This is a genomic window from Zafaria sp. Z1313 (assembly GCF_050563205.1).
Lineage (GTDB): Bacteria > Actinomycetota > Actinomycetes > Actinomycetales > Micrococcaceae > JAZDCJ01.
The window spans coordinates 155,665-174,985 of record NZ_JBNWUK010000001.1 but is presented as its reverse complement, the minus strand read 5'-3'; the positions used below and the strand labels follow the sequence as shown (position 1 = coordinate 174,985).

The 19,321-nt window shown below is 71.0% G+C and carries 17 protein-coding genes and 1 tRNA gene; 8 read left to right on the top strand and 10 right to left on the bottom strand.

Features of this window, described 5'->3' with window-relative positions; all coding sequences use genetic code 11:
- Positions 1-49 precede the first annotated feature (49 nt).
- On the top strand, positions 50-718 hold the full coding sequence (gene trhA / locus ACQ3I4_RS00845) for a PAQR family membrane homeostasis protein TrhA (protein ID WP_329859725.1): 669 nt from the start codon (positions 50-52) through the stop codon (positions 716-718).
- A 7-nt stretch (positions 719-725) separates the two neighbouring features.
- Here trhA and ACQ3I4_RS00840 read toward each other — a convergent pair whose 3' ends face one another.
- The 3 genes from ACQ3I4_RS00840 to mca all read right to left on the bottom strand — a co-directional run bounded on the left by ACQ3I4_RS00840 (position 726) and on the right by mca (position 4,346).
- On the bottom strand, positions 726-2,924 hold the full coding sequence (locus ACQ3I4_RS00840) for a thioredoxin domain-containing protein (RefSeq protein WP_329859724.1): 2,199 nt from the start codon (positions 2,922-2,924) through the stop codon (positions 726-728).
- A 52-nt stretch (positions 2,925-2,976) separates the two neighbouring features.
- Positions 2,977-3,339, bottom strand: a complete 363-nt coding sequence (locus ACQ3I4_RS00835; protein ID WP_430632641.1) for a hypothetical protein — start codon at positions 3,337-3,339, stop codon at positions 2,977-2,979.
- A gap of 77 nt (positions 3,340-3,416) precedes the next feature.
- Positions 3,417-4,346: a mycothiol conjugate amidase Mca gene (gene mca, locus ACQ3I4_RS00830; protein WP_329859723.1), complete on the bottom strand. Its 930-nt coding sequence runs from the start codon at positions 4,344-4,346 to the stop codon at positions 3,417-3,419.
- Positions 4,347-4,416: 70 nt separating this feature from the next.
- On the opposite strand from mca, the gene ACQ3I4_RS00825 reads away from it, so the two are divergent.
- Positions 4,417-4,857 carry a DUF4307 domain-containing protein gene (locus ACQ3I4_RS00825; protein WP_329859721.1) on the top strand — a complete coding sequence of 147 codons (441 nt, stop codon included), beginning with the start codon at positions 4,417-4,419 and terminating at the stop codon, positions 4,855-4,857.
- Between the two features lie 228 nt (positions 4,858-5,085).
- Entirely contained in the window at positions 5,086-5,577 is a 492-nt protein-coding gene (greA, locus tag ACQ3I4_RS00820; protein WP_329859720.1) for a transcription elongation factor GreA, read from the top strand.
- 106 nt (positions 5,578-5,683) lie between these two features.
- Here the strand turns inward: greA and ilvA are convergent, their stop codons facing one another.
- From ilvA to ACQ3I4_RS00800, 4 genes are all read right to left on the bottom strand, one after another.
- A complete protein-coding gene (gene ilvA, locus ACQ3I4_RS00815; protein WP_329859718.1) occupies positions 5,684-6,937 on the bottom strand; it encodes a threonine ammonia-lyase in 1,254 nt (417 codons plus the stop codon).
- A gap of 22 nt (positions 6,938-6,959) precedes the next feature.
- The gene (locus ACQ3I4_RS00810; protein WP_430632640.1) at positions 6,960-8,159 is read right to left on the bottom strand and encodes an AI-2E family transporter; all 1,200 of its coding nucleotides are present in this window, start codon (positions 8,157-8,159) and stop codon (positions 6,960-6,962) included.
- Entirely contained in the window at positions 8,150-9,085 is a 936-nt protein-coding gene (locus ACQ3I4_RS00805; RefSeq protein ID WP_329859715.1) for an aldose 1-epimerase family protein, read from the bottom strand. Before ACQ3I4_RS00805 ends, ACQ3I4_RS00810 begins: the two co-directional genes overlap by 10 nt.
- A gap of 124 nt (positions 9,086-9,209) precedes the next feature.
- Positions 9,210-10,019 (bottom strand): Bax inhibitor-1/YccA family protein, encoded by an 810-nt coding sequence (locus ACQ3I4_RS00800; protein WP_329859714.1) that lies wholly within the window; start codon positions 10,017-10,019, stop codon positions 9,210-9,212.
- Between the two features lie 302 nt (positions 10,020-10,321).
- Here ACQ3I4_RS00800 and ACQ3I4_RS00795 point away from each other — a divergent pair, with 302 nt between their 5' ends.
- The 4 genes from ACQ3I4_RS00795 to ACQ3I4_RS00780 all read left to right on the top strand — a co-directional run bounded on the left by ACQ3I4_RS00795 (position 10,322) and on the right by ACQ3I4_RS00780 (position 14,452).
- Positions 10,322-11,596 carry a branched-chain amino acid ABC transporter permease gene (locus tag ACQ3I4_RS00795; RefSeq protein ID WP_329859811.1) on the top strand — a complete coding sequence of 425 codons (1,275 nt, stop codon included), beginning with the start codon at positions 10,322-10,324 and terminating at the stop codon, positions 11,594-11,596.
- Between the two features lie 8 nt (positions 11,597-11,604).
- Entirely contained in the window at positions 11,605-12,585 is a 981-nt protein-coding gene (locus ACQ3I4_RS00790; protein WP_329859713.1) for a branched-chain amino acid ABC transporter permease, read from the top strand.
- A 71-nt stretch (positions 12,586-12,656) separates the two neighbouring features.
- The gene (locus ACQ3I4_RS00785; protein ID WP_329859810.1) at positions 12,657-13,667 is read left to right on the top strand and encodes an ABC transporter ATP-binding protein; all 1,011 of its coding nucleotides are present in this window, start codon (positions 12,657-12,659) and stop codon (positions 13,665-13,667) included.
- Positions 13,664-14,452 (top strand): ABC transporter ATP-binding protein, encoded by a 789-nt coding sequence (locus tag ACQ3I4_RS00780; RefSeq protein ID WP_329859711.1) that lies wholly within the window; start codon positions 13,664-13,666, stop codon positions 14,450-14,452. Before ACQ3I4_RS00785 ends, ACQ3I4_RS00780 begins: the two co-directional genes overlap by 4 nt.
- Before the next feature lie 500 nt (positions 14,453-14,952).
- On the opposite strand, the gene ACQ3I4_RS00775 is transcribed toward ACQ3I4_RS00780, so the two are convergent.
- The gene (locus tag ACQ3I4_RS00775; RefSeq protein ID WP_329859710.1) at positions 14,953-16,215 is read right to left on the bottom strand and encodes an ABC transporter substrate-binding protein; all 1,263 of its coding nucleotides are present in this window, start codon (positions 16,213-16,215) and stop codon (positions 14,953-14,955) included.
- A 303-nt stretch (positions 16,216-16,518) separates the two neighbouring features.
- Here ACQ3I4_RS00775 and ACQ3I4_RS00770 point away from each other — a divergent pair, with 303 nt between their 5' ends.
- On the top strand, positions 16,519-17,541 hold the full coding sequence (locus ACQ3I4_RS00770) for an SH3 domain-containing protein (RefSeq protein WP_329859708.1): 1,023 nt from the start codon (positions 16,519-16,521) through the stop codon (positions 17,539-17,541).
- A 51-nt stretch (positions 17,542-17,592) separates the two neighbouring features.
- On the opposite strand, the gene ACQ3I4_RS00765 is transcribed toward ACQ3I4_RS00770, so the two are convergent.
- Both ACQ3I4_RS00765 and ACQ3I4_RS00760 read right to left on the bottom strand, forming a co-directional pair.
- Positions 17,593-17,666, bottom strand: a tRNA-Leu gene (locus tag ACQ3I4_RS00765).
- 183 nt (positions 17,667-17,849) lie between these two features.
- A complete protein-coding gene (locus tag ACQ3I4_RS00760; RefSeq protein WP_329859707.1) occupies positions 17,850-19,304 on the bottom strand; it encodes an NAD(P)/FAD-dependent oxidoreductase in 1,455 nt (484 codons plus the stop codon).
- Positions 19,305-19,321: the final 17 nt, after the last annotated feature.

Sequence of the window (19,321 nt, the reverse complement as noted above, 5' to 3'; positions counted from 1 at the left end):
CCCGGCGCCCGCCGGATAAGTTACCGACCAGTAGGGATAGAATGGATCCATGCAGACGCAGCAGCCGGACGGCTCCCTCATGGACGAGTTCAAGCCCCGGCTCAGGGGGTGGATCCACGCCGGGATGATCCCGCTCGCGCTCGCGGCAGGAATCGTCCTGATCGCCCTGGCCCCCTCGCCGGCGGGCCGGCTGGCCTCGACGGTCTACGCGGTGACGGGCCTGCTCCTGTTCACCGTCTCCGCCGTCTACCACCGCGGCAACTGGTCCCCCAACGTCAAGCGCGTCCTGAAGCGCCTGGACCACACCAACATCATGCTGGTCATCGCCGGTTCCTACACGCCGCTGGCCTGGGCCCTCCTGCCGCCCTCGAAGTCGACGCTGCTCTTGTGGCTCGTCTGGAGCGGCGCGCTCCTCGGCGTCCTCTTCCGGGTGGTCTGGACGGACGCGCCGCGCTGGCTCTACGTCCCCGTCTACATCGCCCTGGGCCTCGCGGCGCTGCTCTTCATCGGCGACTTCTTCGCCGCGAGCGTCCCGGCCGCCGTCCTCATCTGCGCGGGAGGCGCGCTGTACATCGCCGGCGCCGTCTTCTACGCGCTCAAGCGCCCCAACATCCACCTCGAGTGGTTCGGCTTCCACGAGCTCTTCCACGCGTTCACCGTCGGCGGCTTCACGTGCCACTACATCGCCATCATGTTCGCGGTCCTGGGGACCCGCTGATCCACCCTCACCGCGCGGCGCGCGCCGCGAGCAGCCGCGCGAGCTCCCCGGCGGCGCCGGGACCGGCCACGGGCGCCTCGCAGACGCTGCCGAAGCACGCGTAGGCCCGGAGCCCTCCGTCCGGACCGGCGGGACGGTCCCGCGCGAGCACGGGCACGCCCCCTCCCGGCGCGCCGCCGGCCCAGGCCGCGGCCCCGGCCAGCACCGCGGCCGCGAGGCACGCGTCGCGTTCGGCGGGGCTCCCGCCGGAGGCGACAACAGTCGCGGGACCCGCGCCCAGCCGCGCCCGGACCGCCAGCGCGGTGCCCACGGCCTGCGGCGCCCGCCCCGCGAGCCTGTCCGGCGCCGCGGCCAGGGCGGAGGCCAGCTCGAGGCGGCGGGCATCGGCGTCGTACGCCCCGAGGGACAGCTGGGCGGCGGCGAACAGGGCGGTCCCGCTCGGCACGGCGTCGTCGAGGGGTTCGACGGCGGCCCTTCCGCCCCGCGCGGCCAGGAGCCTCCCGTCCCCTCCCGAGCCGTCGCGGGGGCTTCCGTCCGGCACGAGGTCCCGCTCCGCGGCGTCGAGGACGGTCCGCGCACGCTCCAGCCACACCGCATCGCCTTCCGCCGCGGCGAGCGCGAGGAATCCGAGCGCGACGCCCGCGTGGTCCTCGAGCGTCCCGTCGATCCGCGCCGGCGCGCCCCCGGGGTAGCCGACCCGCATCACGCGCCGTCCGTCCCACTGCCGTCGCCACAGGGCCCCGCCGATCCCGGCCGCCGCCACGACCCAGTCGCGTCGCCCCAGCAGCAGCCCGGCCTCGGCGAGCGCCTGGACGGCCAGGCCGTTCCACGACGCGACGGCCTTGGCGTCGCGGGCGGGCTGGGGACGCCGGGCCCGGGCGGCGAGCAGCCGCGGCCGCACGCGGTCCCACGCGGCCCACTCGGCGTCGTCCGGCAGACGGACGAAGGCGATGGTCGCCGGCTCCCCCGGGTCCGGGTCGGGGCCGTGGGGGCGTTCGGGGGAACGTCCGCGCAGGATCGGACCCAGCAGGGACCAGTCCTCGCCGGCGGCGTCCCGGAGCTGTAACCGGCTGAAGAGATACGCTCCGCCCTCGACGTGGGACCCGTCGGCCAGCACGGTATCGGCGTCCAGGGAGGAGGCCAGGAGTCCGCCGGCCTCGAGCTCGGCGAGCATCCACTCCGCCGCGCCCGTCGCGGCCCGGCGGCCCAGCTCCCGCCGCGGCGCGTCGCCGGCCAGCCGGGACCAGCGGGCGGCATGGCGCAGCAGCTGGGCGTTGTCGTAGAGCATCTTCTCGAAGTGCGGCAGGAGCCATGGCCCGTCGATGCAGTAGCGGGAGAAGCCGCCGCCGACGTGGTCCTGCAGCGCGCCGAGGAGCATCGGCTCCAGGACCGTGCCGGCGAGGTCGAGGGCCCGCCCGGCGTGCGTTCCGCCCGCGGCCTCCTGCAGGAGGAAGTCCAGGGCGGACGACGGCGGGAACTTGGGTGCCGGCGAGAAGCCCCCGTCGGGATCCCGCAAGGCCTCGAGGGCATCGAGCGCGAGGGACGCGAGGTCCGGGCCCCGCGGCCCGCCGCCCCGGAGTCCGGGGAAGGGGCCCGACGGCGCCGCACCGGCTCCGGCGCCCGACGTTCCGGGGGGCGGGGCGGTAGCCGCCGGGTCTTCCCGGGCGGTGCCCGACGGCGGGGCGAGCAGCCCGCGCTGCGCGTCGGCCAGGGCGCCGAGGTGCTCCGCGAGGGCGCCGGCCTGGCGCTCGATCCCCTCGCGGCGGTCTCGCCAGGCCTCGGCAACGGCCTCGAGGACCTGCCCGAAGGAGGGCTGGCCCTGGCGGGGAACGGGCGGGAAGTAGGTCCCGGCGTGGAACGCCCGGCCGTCCGGCAGCGCGAACACGCTCATGGGCCATCCTCCCTGCCCGGAGAGGGTCTGGGTCGCGGCGAGGTAGACGGCGTCGACCTCGGGCCGTTCCTCGCGGTCCACCTTCACCGGGACGAAGCGCGCGTTCAGGTAGGCGGCGGTCGCGGGATCGTCGAAGGACTCGCGGGCCATCACGTGGCACCAGTGGCACGCGGCGTAGCCGATGGAGAGGAAGACCGGGACGTCGCGCCGCGCCGCCTCCTCGAAGGCGGCGTCCCCGTAGGGCCACCAGTCCACGGGCTGGTGGGCGTGCTGGCGCAGGTAGGCGGAGGCCTCCGCGTCGATGTGGCCGGCCATGGTCCCTCCTCGGCCGCCGCGGGTGTGCGGCTTGGCTCGTGGGGCCGGCGGATCAGCCCCGGGTGTCGTCGCCGGCGGTCCCTTCGCGCGCGTCGGAAGCGCCGCGCGCACTGGACGCATCGGGTGCGGGCCCGCCGTCCGCTGCCGCGTCGTTGGCCCGCGGCAGCGCGTCGTCGTCGGGCTGCAGTTCGCGGCCGCGCTCGACCAGCTCCTGCTGCCTCGACTCGGCGTCGGCCGCGTAGCGGACGCGGCGGATCCTGCGCACCATGTCACGGATCAGGAAGATGACGGCCACGACCATGAGCGCCGTGGCCAGGAAGCCCGCGAAACCCGGCCCGATCTGCCGCGCGGCGTCCCCGGTCGGTGCGGGCGGCATCGTGGCGGTGGCGGCGGCCAGGGAGGACAACAGGTTCACGAAAAGCTCTTTCCAGTGGTGCGCCGGCTCCTTGCCGGCGCCTCCATCCTATCGGTGACGGGGAGGGCGGGCGCCGCTCAGCGCACGCCGGCGAAGAGGTCGGACTCCGGCAGCTGCGTCTGGACCGTCGACGACGCCAGCGTGTAGTCCTCCCACGGCCAGTACTTCGCGTAGACCTCGGTGGGCACGGCGAAGAAGAAGCCCTCCGGGTCGATCTGGGTGCGGTGGGCGATGAGGGCCTCGTCGCGCCGGCCGAACTGCTCCGCGCACAGGATCTGCGTCGTCGTGTTGTGGTGCTTGACCCACGCGAACATCTCGGCGTCCGGGTCCTGCTCCCACGCCGAGACCCGCTCGGCGTACGGGGACTCGAGGCCGCTCTCCTCCATGCCATGGTGGAGGGTCCGGAACCGCTCGGGGCTGAACGCGCGGTCGTAGTAGAGCTTCGACGGGGCCCACGGCTCCCCCTGCTCCGGATAGCGGTCGGCGTCGCCGGCGGCGTGGAAGGCCTCGACGGCCACGCGGTGGGCCATGATGTGGTCCGGGTGCGGGTAGCCGCCGTTCTCGTCGTAGGTCGTGACGACGTGCGGACGGAACTCGCGGATCAGGCGCACGAGCGGCGCGGCGGCGCGCTCGAGCGGCTGCAGGGCGAAGCAGCCGGCGGGCAGCGGCGGCAGCGGATCGCCCTCGGGCAGGCCGGAGTCGACGAAGCCGATCCAGCGGTGCCGGATCCCGAGGGCGCGGGCGGCCTCGGCCATCTCGGTCCGGCGCACGCCGGCGAGGTCCCGGTGGGCGTGCGCGAGTTCGCCGACGGCGGCGTTGAGGATGTCCCCACGCTCGCCCCCGGTGCACGTGGCGACCATGACCTCTGCGCCGGCGGCCACGTAGGCGGCCATCGTGGCGGCCCCCTTGCTCGACTCGTCGTCGGGGTGGGCGTGGACCGCGAGGAGACGCAGTCCCTGCGAGGGCGGGACCGGGATCCTCGGGGCGTCGTGGTGGTTCAGCTGCACGGGCGTCGGCTCTCCCTCGGGGTTCCCGGGCCCGCGGGCGGCCCCGGGAAAGGACAGTAGACTGGACGGGATGACTTCCCACCAGCCAGCACCCGCCAGCGGATCCGGCGGCGCGCCGGAGACCAGCCTAGCCAATCGCTACGGCGCACCCAAGCGCACCGTCCCGGCGCGGATCCGCAATCTGGCGATCGCCGCCGCGCTGGCGATCTCCGTGGGCGCCGCGGGAGCCGTCGCGCTGCTCAACGCCGCCGAGGTGAACCACAAGGACATCTCCTTCTCGATCTCCTCGCCCACGGCGGCCTCCGTGACGTTCGACGTCGACAAGCCGGTCGGGACGGCCGTCGAGTGCTCGGCGCGCGTGCTGGACGAGAGCTACGCCGTCGTCGGCTGGACCGCCGTCTCCTTCCCCGCCGGCGAGGGCGGCGGCCGCGAGGTGCTGCGGCGCACGGTCGAGCTGCGGACGGAGCACGAGGGCGTCTCGGGCGGCGTCGGGGCCTGCTGGACGCCGTAGCCGCGGGCCGCGCGCGGCCGGAGATGACACTCCGGCCCGGGGTGATTGGGGTTTGTCCCGCTCACTGGCTAAAATGTCTCTAATACGATCCACCCCGCTTGGAATGGTGACGCGGCCGCAGGTCCTGAACACCATGGAGGCGGGGTCTTTGCTTGGAGGCGTCATCGCCGCCGGCAGGGATGTCCCGTGGCCGGACACCATCCGGTCCATCACTACAAGGAGAAGTACGTGCCCACCAACAATGAAGCAGTTGTCTGGCTCACCCAGGAGGCCTTCGACCGCCTGACCGCCGAACTCGAGCATCTGCAGGGTCCGGGACGCGCGGAAATCGTGGACCGCATCGAGCAGGCCCGCTCCGAGGGTGACCTGAAGGAGAACGGCGGCTACCACGCCGCCAAGGAAGAGCAGGGCAAGGCCGAGGCGCGCATCACGTACCTCAAGGACCTCCTGCAGAAGGCCCACGTCGGGGAGTCCCCGGCTGACGACGGCGTCGTGGAGCCGGGCATGCTCGTCGAGGCCCTCATCGCGGGCGACAAGACGACGTTCCTCTTCGGCAGCCGCGAGGTCGCCGGCGAGTCCGACCTCGAGGTCTACAGCGAGCGCTCCCCCATCGGCGCGGCCGTGCACGGCAAGAAGGTCGGCGACAAGCTCTCCTACACCGCCCCGAACGGCAAGGAGATCGCGGTCGAGATCCTCGCCGCCAAGCCCTTCCAGGGCTGACCCCGCCCCCCGAGGGGGACCAGAAGCGGTACGACGACGGCGCCGCGCCTTCCGGACGGAAGGAGCGGCGCCGTCGTCGTCCCCGGGGGCCGGGCGCGACCGGATCCTAGGCGTGGACGACGAGCGGCTGGAAGCCCTCCGCGCGGAGGTTGTTGAGCACCTGCTCGGAGTGGATGTGCCCCTTGGTCTCCATGTCGATCGTGATCGCGACGTCTCCCATGCTCAACGAACCCCCGACGCGTGTGTGGTCCACGCGGGTCACGTTGGCGTCCGACTCGGCGATGACGCGCGAGATCGTGGCGAGCTCGCCGGGACGGTCGTCGAGCATCATCCGCACCGTGAGGTACCGCCCGGCCACGGACAGGCCCCGCTGGATGACCTTGAGCATCAGCAGCGGGTCGATGTTGCCCCCGGAGAGGATCACGGCCGTGTTCTTCGACTCGACCCCGATCTCGGCGAGCTTGCCCTCCAGCAGCGCGGCGACGCCGACGGCCCCGGCCGGCTCGACGACGAGCTTGGAGCGCTCGAGCAGGAAGACCAGCGCCCGGGCCAGGGCGTCCTCGCTCACCGTGACGACGTCGTCGACGAGCTCACGGATGATCTGGAACGGCAGCTGCCCCGGGCGGCCCACGGCGATGCCGTCGGCGATCGTCGAGACCTTCTCGAGCGGGACGAGCGCGTCGGCCGCGAGGGAGGGCGGGTACGCGGCGGCGTTCTCCGCCTGCACGCCGATGACCTTGATCTCGCGGCCGAGCTCGCGCGCCTTCGCCTTCACGGCCACCGCAACGCCCGCGAGGAGCCCGCCGCCCCCGACGCCCATGACGACCGTGTCGACCCCGGGCAGCTGCTCGAGCAGCTCGAGGCCGATCGTCCCCTGGCCGGAGATGATGTCGGTGTTGTCGAAGGGGTGCACGAACACCGCGCCCGTGGCGTCGGCGAAGCGCTTCGCCTCGGCGAGGGCCTCGTCGACGTTGTGCCCGTGCAGGACCACCTCCGCGCCGTGGTCCTTGGTGGCCGTCAGCTTGGGCAGGGCGACGCCGAGCGGCATGTAGATCCGGGCCTTGATGCCCAGCCGGTCCGCGGCCACCGCGACGCCCTGGGCGTGGTTGCCGGCCGATGCCGCGACGACGCCGCGCGCCCGCTCCTCGGGCGACAGCCGTGCCATCCGCACGTAGGCACCGCGGACCTTGAAGGATCCGGCGCGCTGCAGGTTCTCGCACTTGAGGTTCACCTCGGAGCCCGTGACGAGGCCGAGGGCGCGGGAGTGCTCGATCGGCGTGCGGGCCACGACCCCTTCCAGCAGGGCCGCTGCGGATTCGACGTCGGCGAGGGTGACGGGGAGCGTGGTCTTCAAGGTCATGGTGTCTTCCTGGGGTCTGCGGTCAGGGACGGCCGTCGGCGGCGTCGGGAACGGTTTCGCCGTCGAGGTCCGCGGGGGCCGGGGCGCGGGGAACGGAGGCCGCGCGCGCCGGCTCGTCCGGGGGTCCCGTGTCCGCGTCGGCCGGGCCCTCCCAGCCGCGGGAGGCGATGTAGCGGACGACGGAATTCAGGACGGCCATCACGGGGACGGCGAACAGGGCGCCGGCGATGCCGGCGATCATCGAGCCGCCGGCGACCGCGAGGACGACGGCGAGCGGGTGCAGGCTCACGGCCTTGCCCATCACGAGCGGCTGGAGGATGTGGGACTCGGCCTGCTGGACGGCCAGGACGACGGCGAGCATGATCAGGGCGTTGACCCAGCCGTTGGCGACGAGGGCCAGGAGCACGGCGACCGCGCCCGTGAAGAGCGCGCCGAGGATGGGCACGAACGAGCCGATGAACACGAGCACGGCGAGCGGCAGGGCGAGGGGGACGCCGAGGATCGCCGCGCCGACGCCGATGCCGACGGCGTCCACGAAGGCGACGAAGAGCTGCACGCGCACGTAGTTCACGAGGCTGCGCCAGCCCTGGCGCCCGGCGCCGTCGGCGGCCGGACGGGCCGCACGGGGGAAGAGGCGGACCACGAAGCGCCAGATCCTCTCGCCCTCGAGGAGGAAGAAGATCAACGCGAAGACCGCCAGGAGCGTTCCGGCGGCGATGTGTCCGATCGTGGTACCGGCCGACAGGGCGCCGGTGACGATCTGGCTGCTGTTGGCCTGGATCTGGTCGAGGGCGTCGTTGACGAAGCCCTGGAGCTCCTCCGTGCTCAATTGCAGGGGACCCGTGGCCAGCCAGCCTTCGATCTGCGTCAGGCCCTTGAGGGCCTGTTGCCACAGGCTCGCGAAGCCCTGGGCCATCGTGCGGCCCACGAGGGTCAGCGACCCCGTGACGACGCCGAGGAAGACGACGACGGTCACGCCCGTCGCGACGCCGTTGGGGACGTGCAGGCGGCACATCCACTTCACGGCGGGCAGCAGTAGGCCGGCGAGCAGGGCGGCGATCATCAGGGGAATGACCAGGAGGGAGACGTGGCTGAGCAGCCACACGACGAGGCCCGTGGTGGCGAGGATGACGGCCACGCGCCAGGCCCAGGCCGCGGCGACCCGGACGCCGTAGGGAACGCCCTGGTCCGCGCCGCGGACCGGTTCCGGGACTACAGCCACGATTCGATCCCCCACCGGGCGGTCAGCCGCCCGCCCGGGGCGAGCCAGCGCAGGCCGTCCCCGGAATTGAAGGCGTTGGCCGGAGCGGTCATCGGCTCGATCGCGACGGCGAGCGGACGTCCTCGGTACTGGTTGGTGACGAAGATATGCACATAGGGGAATGCATCGTCGGTCCACAGCGCCGCGGCCCGGCCGTCCGGGGCCTCGAGCCGGTGCCGGACGAGCCCGTCGGCGTCGGCTTCGAGCCCCGTGAAGGCGCAGTCGAGCAGGATGCCGTCGAGGGCGCGCCCCCGGGTGAAGTCGTGCTCCCCGTCGAGGGGGGCGACGGCACGCGGGATGAGCCGCTCGTCGGCCTGGAGGTAGCGCGTGGCGGGGACCGTCAGCCGCAGCCGCTCCGTCGGGACGTCCCCGATGCGCAGGTACGGGTGGGCGCCCAGCGCGGCCGGGGCGACTGCCCGGGAATGGTTGACCAGATCCTGCTCGACGTGCAGGTGGCCGTCGTCGTCGAGCCGGTAGCGCACCGTGTGCGTCATCCGGAACGGGAAGCCGTGCTGGGGGAAGATCTCGGCGCCGAGCAGGAGCTGCCCGGGTTCCTGGGCGAGCGCGTGGTAGCCGGTGTTGCGCAACAGCCCATGGGAGGCGTGCCCGCGGGAGGGCTCGGTGATGTCGAGCTGTTGGACCGCGCCGTCGAGCGTCCAGCGTCCGTCCTCGATGCGGTTGCCCCACGGCGCCAGCAGGATCCCGGACCCCATCGGCGGCAGCTCGTCGGGTCCGAAGGGCTCCGCGAGCTCGACGCCCTGCCGCCGGTAGCCGCGCAGCGCCGCGGCGAGCGACGCGATCTCGGCTTCCGCCCCGCCGTTGCGGATGACGAACCGGCGGCCGGTGACGTGGGACGCCGTGGCTTCATCCGTTGCATGCGCGTTCATGCACTTACGGTAACGCCATGATGTGCCGCGCGGGGAATACGTGACGGAGGCGGCACCCCGTGCCGGGGTGCCGCCTCCGTCTCCCGCGGCCCGTCGAGCGGGCGGGGCGTGGTCGCGCGTGGTGCTAGTCGTTCCCGCGCAGGATCGCGATGATGCGGATGATCTCCACGTAGAGCCAGACCATGGTCACGGTCAGGCCGAAGGCGCCCGTCCAGGAATAGCGCTCGGGCGCCCCGTTGCGGACGCCCTCCTCGATGGAGGTGAAGTCCAGGACGAGGGCGTAGGTGGCCAGCAGGACGGCGAGGGCGCCGATCGCGAGTCCGAGCCAGCCCTGACGCAGGCCGAACATGCCCTCGGTGACGCCGAAGAGGACGAGCCCGAGGTTCACGAGGGAGAACACCAGGTAGGCGCCCATCGCGATCATGAACATCCGGGTCATCTTCGGGGTGGCCCGGTACTTCCCCGACCGGTAGAGCACGAGCGTGACGGCGAAGACGCTGAGGGTGGCGATCACGGCCTGGACCGCGATGCCCGGGTACATCGTCTCCAGCACGCCCGAGAGCCCGCCGAGGAAGACTCCCTCGACGCCCGCGTAGAGGAGGATCAGGGCCGGCGACGGCTCCTTCTTGAAGCTGTTCACCAAGCCGAGCACGAGCCCGATCAGGACCGCCGGGAGCATCAGCCCGGGCAGCTGCCAGCCGACGACGGCGCCGATGAGCAGGACGCCGAAGCACATCAGGGTCTTGGTGACGACGTCGTTGACGCTCATCCGGCCCGTCTCGGCGGGGCCGGCGGAACGCTGGTTGTAGAGCTCCTCGAGCTGCTGCGCGGACAGCGTGGACTGCTGCGCCACGGCCGCTCCCGAAACGCCCTGCGGACGCATCTGCTCCTTGAACGACTTCGAGTTGAAGACGGGATTTCCCCCGAGTGCCATGTGGTTCTCCTCCGGTGGTGTTTGTCACTAGCCTACCGGTCTCAACGCGCGGGGGCGCGCGGACGATCCCCGCGGGCGGCGACGCCCCGCCGTCGTTATCGGATTGCGACCTTCCGGGAAACATTAATTTGATTAGGGCGAAACTTCGTGGGACTACGATAAGGGCACTAGTGATTCAGCTCACACTGACTGGATCCTCGCACCGTTCATTCCCGTCCATGGGGGCAACCGCCCCCACACTGGAGGTCCACACCGTGAGTCATGCCCACAGCCTGACCCGTTGGGGGATCCTGGGCGCACTGATGCTGGCCATGCTGGCATCGCTGCTTGCCCTGGCCCCCGCGGCGAACGCCCTGCCAGCCGCCGCATCCGTGCCGGCGGCCGCCACGCAGGCCAGCACCCAGGAACTAGCGATCCGCGGAACCATCCGCCACGCGCAGGAACCGCTGCAGGGGGTGAGAATCACCGCCACGGGCGACGGCTTCACCGGGGAGTCGATCACCGACGAGAACGGCCGCTGGGAGATCATCGTCCCCGTCAAGGCCCAGTACACGGTCGAGCTGGACACCAGTACCCTCCCCGAGGAGGCGCCGCTGGCCGAAGGACAGCAGAACCCCCGCACCGTCACCTTCGGCAACACGTCCAACGTCGGCGTGATCTTCCAGGTCGGCGAGGTCGCGGCCGGGGGCGGAGCCACCTTCCTGGACACGCTCGCCGAGCGGGCCCTCGCAGGACTCAGCTTCGGGCTCCTGCTGGCCCTCGCCGCCGTCGGACTCTCCCTGATCTTCGGCACGACCGGGCTGACCAACTTCGCCCACGGCGAGATGGTCACCTTCGGCGCCGTCGCCGCGTTCGGGCTCGCGGCCACCGGAATGCCCGTCTGGCTCGCGCTCGGCATCGCCGTCCTCCTGGGCGGCGCCCTCGGCTACGCGCAGGACTGGGGCCTCTGGCGCCCCTTGCGCCGCCGCGGATCCGCCCTCGTGCCGATGATGATCGTCTCGATCGGCCTCGCCCTCGCGATGCGCTACGTCATCCAGTTCTTCTTCGGCGGATCCACCCGCCAGCTGCCCGGGGCGCAGAGCCCCGTGATCGAGTTCGGCACCGTGGCCATCACGCGGAACAACCTGACCTCGCTCATCATCTCGGCCGTCGTCATCACCCTGCTGGGCATCCTGCTGCTCAAGACCCGCTTCGGCAAGGCCACCCGCGCCGTCGCCGACAACCCCGCCCTCGCCTCTGCCTCCGGCATCGACGTCGACGCCGTGATCCGCATGGTGTGGGTCGCCGGAGGCATGCTCGCCGCGCTCGGCGGGATCCTGTGGGCCTACTACCGGCCCGGCGCCTCCTTCAACATGGGCCAGCAGATCCTGCTGCTGATCTTCGCCGGCGTCACCCTCGGCGGGCTCGGCACCGTGTTCGGCGCGCTCGTCGGCTCGATCCTCGTGGGCCTCATGGTGGAGATCTCCACCATCTGGCTCGAAGCCGACCTGAAGTACGTCGGCGCACTGTTCGTCATGATCGCCGTCCTCCTCTTCCGGCCCCAGGGCATCCTGGGCCGCAAAGAGCGCGTGGGTTAGGAGAAACCATGGACTTCGCACTCATCCTCGGAAACGCGCTCGGCGAGATCGTCAGCCCCATCACCGCCGCCTACGCCCTGGGCGCGCTCGGCCTGGCCGTGCACTTCGGCTACTCGGGCCTGCTGAACTTCGGCCAGGCCGGGTTCATGGCGGTCGGCGCCTACGGCTTCGCCATCTCGACGCTGACGTTCAACGCGCCGTTGCCGCTGGCCGTCCTCTCGGCCATCGTCTGCTCGGTCGTCTTCGCGCTCCTGCTCGGCATCCCCACCCTGAGGCTGCGGGCCGACTACCTGGCCATCGTCACGATCGCGGCGGCCGAGATCGTCCGCTACGTCGTCACGACGAACTCGCTGACGCGGGTGACCGGATCCGCCAACGGCCTCGCGAACTTCGAACGCGGCTTCTACGCGCTGAACCCGTTCTCCTCCGGCACCTACAACCTCGGCCCGCTGCGCTTCAACGACCGGACGCTGTGGGTCACGGTCGTCGCCTGGAGCGTCGTGCTGCTGTGCGCCCTGGCCGTGTGGCTGCTCATGCGCAGCCCGTGGGGCCGCATCCTCAAGGGCATCCGGGAGGACGAGGACGCCGTGCGCTCGCTCGGCAAGAACGTCTTCGTCTACAAGATGCAGGCGCTCGTCATCGGCGGCATCTTCGGTTCGCTCGCCGGCATCCTCTTCACCTTGCCGACAGGGGCCGTCCAGCCCGCCAACTACGGCACGGAGCTGACGTTCTTCCTGTGGACGGCGCTGCTGCTCGGCGGCATGGCCACCGTGTTCGGCTCCGTGATCGGCGCGATGATCTTCTGGGTGGTCCTGTCCCTGACCCAGGGCCTGCTCGTCGGGCTCATCCAGGCCGGCATCGTCACGTTCCTCAGCCCGGCCCAGGCCGGCCAGCTGCGCTACATCCTCGTCGGCGTGGCGCTCATGCTCCTGATGGTCTTCAGGCCCCAGGGCATCCTCGGCAACAAGAAGGAGCTCGCGTTCTCATGAGCCACGCAGCACAGACACCAGCGCCGGACGCGGGAAGCACGGCCCAGGCCGTCGCCGACCCGTCCCACTACATGACGGACACCCGCCCCATCGCCGCCGGGGAGACCGGCCCCGGCTGCAAGAAGCGGGATCCCATCGTCGTCGCGAAGAACGTGACACGCAGTTTCGGAGCGCTCAACGCCGTCGACGTCGACTACCTCGAGATCCCGCGGCACAAGATCACGGCGCTGATCGGCCCGAACGGGGCCGGGAAGACGACGCTCTTCAACCTCCTGACGGGGTTCGACACCCCCAACTCGGGCGACTGGGAGTTCGACGGGACCAAGATCTCGGGCGTGCCCCCGCACCGCGTGGCGCGCATGGGCATGGTGCGCACCTTCCAGCTCACCAAGGTCATGGGCAAGCTGACGGTCATCGAGAACATGCGGCTCGGGGCGGACAAGCAGCCGGGCGAGAGCCTCTTCAAGGCCATGTTCCGCTGGATCTGGAGCGGCCGCGAGGACGAGATCACACGGAACGCCGACGTGCTGCTCGAGAAGTTCAAGCTCGACGCCAAACGCGAGGACTACGCCGCATCGCTCTCGGGCGGCCAGCGCAAGCTCCTCGAGATGGCGCGCTCGCTCATGACCAACCCGAAGCTCGTGATGCTCGACGAGCCCATGGCGGGCGTGAACCCGGCCCTGACCCAGTCGCTCCTGGACCACATCAAGAACCTGAAGGCCGAGGGCATGACCGTGCTGTTCGTCGAGCACGACATGCACATGGTCCGCCACATCGCCGACTGGGTCGTCGTGATGGCGGAGGGCAAGGTCGTGGCCGAGGGCCCGCCGGGGATCGTCATGAAGGACCAGGCCGTGATCGACGCCTACCTGGGCGCGCACCACGACGTCGACCTGGGTTCCGACGCGGGCGTCGAGGCGCTCGAGGAGCAGCTGGCGCAGGACGAGGAATCCGTCGTCGGAACCGAGGATGCCGGCATCCTCGGCGACGTCGACGCCGGCTCGATCGAGCTCGGCGAGGGCGTGGAGGGAACCGCGGGCCACGACGACGCCGGCACCGAGGGCAAGGAGGACAAGGCATGAACACGACCACGAATCCCACCGGGGACGAAGCCGCGACGGAACAGGCGGAGGCGGTCGTCACCGTCACCGACCTCGTCGCCGGATACCTGCCCGGCGTCAACATCCTGAATGGGTGCAGCATCGAGGCCCGCAAGGGCGAGCTGATCGGCATCATCGGTCCCAATGGCGCCGGCAAGTCGACGCTCCTCAAGGCCATGTTCGGGCTCGTCAAGGTCCACTCGGGCACCGTCGTGGTGCGCGGGCAGGACCTCACCGGGCTCAAGGCGAACAAGCTCGTCTCCCGCGGCGTCGGGTTCGTCCCGCAGACGAACAACGTCTTCCCGTCGCTGTCGATCGAGGAGAACCTCCAGATGGGCATGTACCAGCGCCCGAAGGACTTCTCCCACCGCTTCGACTTCGTCACGTCGCTCTTCCCGGAGCTCGGCAAGCGGCGCGCGCAGCGGGCGGGTTCGCTCTCCGGCGGCGAGCGGCAGATGGTCGCCATGGGGCGGGCCCTGATGATGGATCCCGCGGTGCTGCTGCTCGACGAGCCCTCGGCCGGCCTCTCCCCCGTGAAGCAGGACGAGACGTTCCTGCGCGTCCACGAGATCAACCGCGCCGGCGTGAGCGTGATCATGGTCGAGCAGAACGCCCGGCGCTGCCTGCAGATCTGCGACCGCGCCTACGTGCTGGACCAGGGACGCGACGCGTACACGGGGACGGGCCGCGAGCTCATGAAGGACCCCCAGGTCATCAAGCTCTACCTCGGCGACCTGGCCGACAAGGTGGCGGAAGCGGACCAGTAGCCCGCCGCACGCCCTCGGAAGGCCCCGGACCAATGGTCCGGGGCTTTCCGCGTGCCGGGGCCCGGGAGCGCGGCCGACTCCCGCACGGCCCCGGCTCCACGCCACCCGGCGGTGCCGGCGTCAAGGCTGGAAGGAGGCCGGCTGACCGGCAACTACCCCGACGCCGCGGGAGGGGATGAGGGAGGGCTCCTGGCGGACGGGAATCGGCCGGCGCGCACAGCCCCGGCCCCACGGCCCCGGCGGTGTCGGTGTCAAGGCTGGAAAGAGGCCGGCTGAGCGACAACTATCCCGACGCCGCCGGAGGGGATGAGGGAGGGCCTCTGGCGAGCAGGGAGCGGGCTGCTGCGGGTGCCGGGGCCGCAGGATGTCCCCGCGGGATCGTCCCGGGGTCGGCGGGGCGTGAGGGGAATCGCGGTGGCTCCGTGCCCTCGACGCGGGAAGGCCCGCCACGGAATCCGTGGCGGGCCTTCCCGACAGTGCGGGCGATGTGATGGGCGGCTCTAGATCGAGCCCTCTTCTTCCTGGATCGGCTGCGGGACGTTGTCCCCGTCGTACTGGTAGATGCCCATGATGCCCTCGGAGACGTCGCCCTTGTCGGAGAAGGAGATCGGTCCCGAGATGCCGTCGAAGTCGATGTCCTTGCCCTCGTCGAGCAGGGCCTTGCACGAGGCGAAGTCGTTGCACTTCTCACCGTCGCGGGACACGGCCACGAGGTTGTCGGCGATCGTGCGGGCATCCGTGCCGCCGCCGGCGACGGCTGCGAGCGCGATCAGGATGGTCGCATCGTAGGACTCGCCGGCGTAGTTCCAGACCTCGAGGGAGTCGTCGACCTCGGCCAGGCGGGCCTTGAAGTCGTCCTTGGCGAACGAACCCGGCTGGGTGCCCCAGGCGCCCTCGAGGGTGCCCGGGTCGAAGTCGGCCGAGTAGTCGGAGAGGTTGCCGTCGACGAAGTACAGCTGCTCCGGGCTGATGCCCTTCTGGATCAGCAGCGGGATGATCTGCTTCGACTGGTCGAAGGAGATCACCGCGATCGCGTCCGGGTTGGCCGCCACGACGTCGTCGACCTGGGCGGAGAACTGGGAGTCGCCCTCGTTGAACATCGGCTCGGCGACGATCTGGCCGCCGGCTTCCTCGACGGCGGTCTTGATGTTGGAGGCAAGACCGGTGCCGTAGGCGTCGTTGAGGACGATCATGCCGACGTTCGCGGCGCCCTGGCTGACCATGAAGTTGCCGAGGATGCGGCCCTGCATGACGTCGGACGGGGCGGTGCGCCAGTAGAGGTTGTCGTCGTCCCAGTCGGTGAAGTCCGGGGAGGTGTTCGCCGGGGAGAACATGATGGTTCCCTCGCCGGTGATCTGGTTGATGACGGTCTTGGAAACGCCCGAGGACGCGGCGCCGATGATCGCGGAGACCCCCTGGCCCAACAGGTCGGTGGTGGACTGGGTGGCGATGTTGGTGGTGGTGTCGCCGGAGTCGCGGTGGACGATCTGGACGTCCTGGCCGTTGACCCCTCCGGCCTCGTTGATTTCCTTGATGGCCAGGTCGACGCCGGCGATCTCCGGCGGGCCGAGGAAGGCGAGCGCGCCGGTGGTCGGCAGGAGGCTGCCGAGCTTGAGCGCCTCGCCGTCGCCCCCTCCGCCGTTGCCGCCTCCGGTCCCGGCTCCATTGGACCCGCCACAGGCGGTGGCCATCAGGGCAATGGCCGCACCGGCGGCCAGCAGCTTGGCGCCGCGGGCAAAACGGGCATCGCGTGATGCATTCATAAAATAATCTCCTCGATCAAGGGCCGGTCCGGCCCTGTGATGCGCATCTCAGGGGTTCCTGATTACTGAAGAAGGTAGCCCAGAAATGGGGCGAAGATAAGGACTTTTTGTTACATCCTTGTAACTCCCATCACATTTGCTTCGGATCAACTGCCGACCACGATTTCCGTGGGCGACGAGGGTGTCCCGCGACGGATATCGCAGCACCGACTTCACCGTGGAGAACAATGGCGCACCGGCGGTGCTAGCTTGTATCCCGACGAACCCCGCCCCCGCCGCCCCGACTTGTCAAAGGACCCGACCATGCCGACCCCGTTCCCGCCCACCTCCGGCCCCGCCGCACGCCGCACGGTCCTCGCCGCGGGGATCGCCACCCTCGTCGCGGGCGCCACCGGCCTGCAGGCAGCGCCCGCACAGGCGGCGGTCGTTCCCATCAAGCTGCGCCTGGCGACGCTCGCGAACGTCAACATCCGCTCCGGCGCCTCGACGTCGCACAAGGTCCTGGGAGTCGCGAAGAAGGGCACGACGCTCGCGGTGACCGGGCGGGCCTCCAACGGCTGGTTCCGGCTGACCTGGAAGCAGCGCACCGCCTACGTCTCCCACACCGTGCTGACGCATGCGAAGACGAAGGAGAAGTACACGACCACGCGCAACGGGCTGCCGCTCTCCGCCCTGTGGTTCACGCGGTCCTCCGGCGTCCGCCTCTACCACCTTCCCGGGGGCGCCGTCATGGTCGCCGACCTCTACGCGGGCACCCCGGTCTGGCGCGATGCCGCGCTGGAGAAGGCCTACGGGCCGCGGGCGGGTTGGGCCTACGTCCGCACCGCCGGAGCCCTCGGCTGGATGCGGACCGCCGACCTCCGCCGCACGCAGCCCCGCGCGACGGCGTGGAAGGGCAAGACGACGGCGGCACAGCTGCGCCGCTCGGCCAATGGGAAGCTGCCCAGCTCGGCGCTCGTGGCGATCCCGTGGGATCCGCAGAAGAACCTCATCGCCGGGCCGGCGCTGGCGGACCTGACGCGGATGAACGCGGCCTTCAAGAAGAAGTTCGGACGGGATCTCGAGGTCGACCTGACCTACCGCACGCTCGGCATGCAGCGGTACCTCTACACGGACCTGGGCCCGATGATCGCCGCCCGACCCGGCACGTCGAGCCACGGCTGGGGCCTCGCGATCGATTTCCCCGAGACCAAGCCCTACGGTTTCGGCGGCGCGTACTACACGTGGCTCAAGAAGTACTCGAAGCAGTGGGGCTGGGTGCACCACAAGCGCCTCGAGCAGGGCTCCCCCTACGCCGAGGCGTGGCACTTCGAGTACGTCCGCTGACGGGGCCGCGGACCCGGTTTCCGGAACACCTCGTCAGACCCGGTTTTTCAGTACCCCCAGTGGGATTCGAACCCACAACACAGAGATTTTAAGTCTCCTGCCTCTGCCAGTTGGGCCATGGGGGCGCCCCTCCAGCGTACTGGAATCCGGGACCCGGCCGGCTGGACGACGTGAAGCGACGGCCGTCGCCACGGACACCGGCCGCCGAGTTCCCGGGCCGCGACGGGTCGGCACGGAATTCCGACCTGAAACGCCGGAGGGCGGCGGAAGGGTTGTCCCTCCGCCGCCCTCCGGGCGGGAGCGTCGGCCTACTTGGCCTCGGCCGGCTCCGCCTTCGCCTCGACCGGCTTGTCGGCAGGCTTCTCGGCCGGCTGCCCGTCATTCTTCTCGGCGGGCTTCGGGGCCGGGGTGGCGGCCTCGACGAACTGGCGGCGCGGAGTCTCGAGATCGGAGATCTGCGTCGTGTCGCGGCCCCAGAAGAGGCTCAGGAACCAGCCGCCGACGACGCGGAACTTGCGCTCGAACGTCGGCATGGCCATGCCGTGGTATCCACGGTGCGCGAGCCAGGCGGGAACGCCGCGGAGCTTGACGCCCATGACCTTGGCGACGCCCTTCCAGGAGCCGAATCCGGCGACGGCGCCGAGGTTCTTGTGCTTGTAGACCTTCACGGTGCCCACGCCGTAGCGGGTCGCGTAGAGGTTCTTGGCGAGGCGCTTGGCCTGGCGCACGGCGTGCTGGGCGTTCGGGACGCAGGTCCCGTCCGGCAGGCCGCCCGTGACGTCCGGAACGGCGGAGATGTCGCCGGCGGCCCAGGCACCCTCGATCGGGTTGCCGTCCTCGTCGACGATGCGCAGGTCCTGGCCGGTCTTGATGCGGCCGCGCGGCTCGATCGTGAAGTCCGTGGAGCGGACCATCGGGTTGGCCATGACGCCGGCGGTCCAGATGAGGGTGTCGGCGCCGAAGGTCCCGGCCGGGGACTTGTCGGCCATGTTGATGAGCTCCAGCACGCCGTCCTCGGCCTTGGCCAGGGAGGTGTTGAGCAGGACCTCGATGCCGCGGGAGCGCATGTGCTCCACGACCCACTCGGCCTGCTCGGCGGTGACCTCGGGCATGATGCGGCCCATGGCCTCGACGAGGACGAAGCGCAGCTCGCCGTCGGCGATGCGGCCGTTCTTGCGGGCCGCGGCGCGCGCCATGTCCTCGATCTCGGTGATGGCCTCGATGCCGGCGAAGCCGCCGCCGACCACGGTGAACGTCAGGGCCCGCGCGCGGGCCGACTCGTCGGTCATGACGGAGGCGGTCTCGATGCGCTCGAGGACCTTGTTGCGCAGCGCGACGGCCTCTTCGATGGTCTTCAGGCCGATGCCGGCCTCGGCCAGGCCCGGGATCGGGAAGGTGCGGGTGACGGCGCCGGCGGCCATCACGACGTCGCGGTACTCGAGCTCGAACGGCTCGCCGGAGGCCGGGACGACGACGGCCTTGCGGTTCGCGTGGTCGACGGCGGTGACGCGGCCGGTGATGAGCTCGGCGTCCTGCAGGTGCGTGCGGTGGGAGACGATGGCGTGCCGCGCCTCGATCTGGCCACCGGCCACCTCGGGCAGGAACGGCTGGTAGGTCATGTACGGCAGCGGGTCGACGACGGTCACGATGCCGCCGTGGGCCTTGACCTTCTTCTGCAGCTTCATCGCGACGTACAGGCCGACATAGCCTCCGCCGACGACGAGGATGCGCGGGCGGTCAGAAAGCTGGAGTGAGTTTGGCATGCCTCCATGATAGCCGC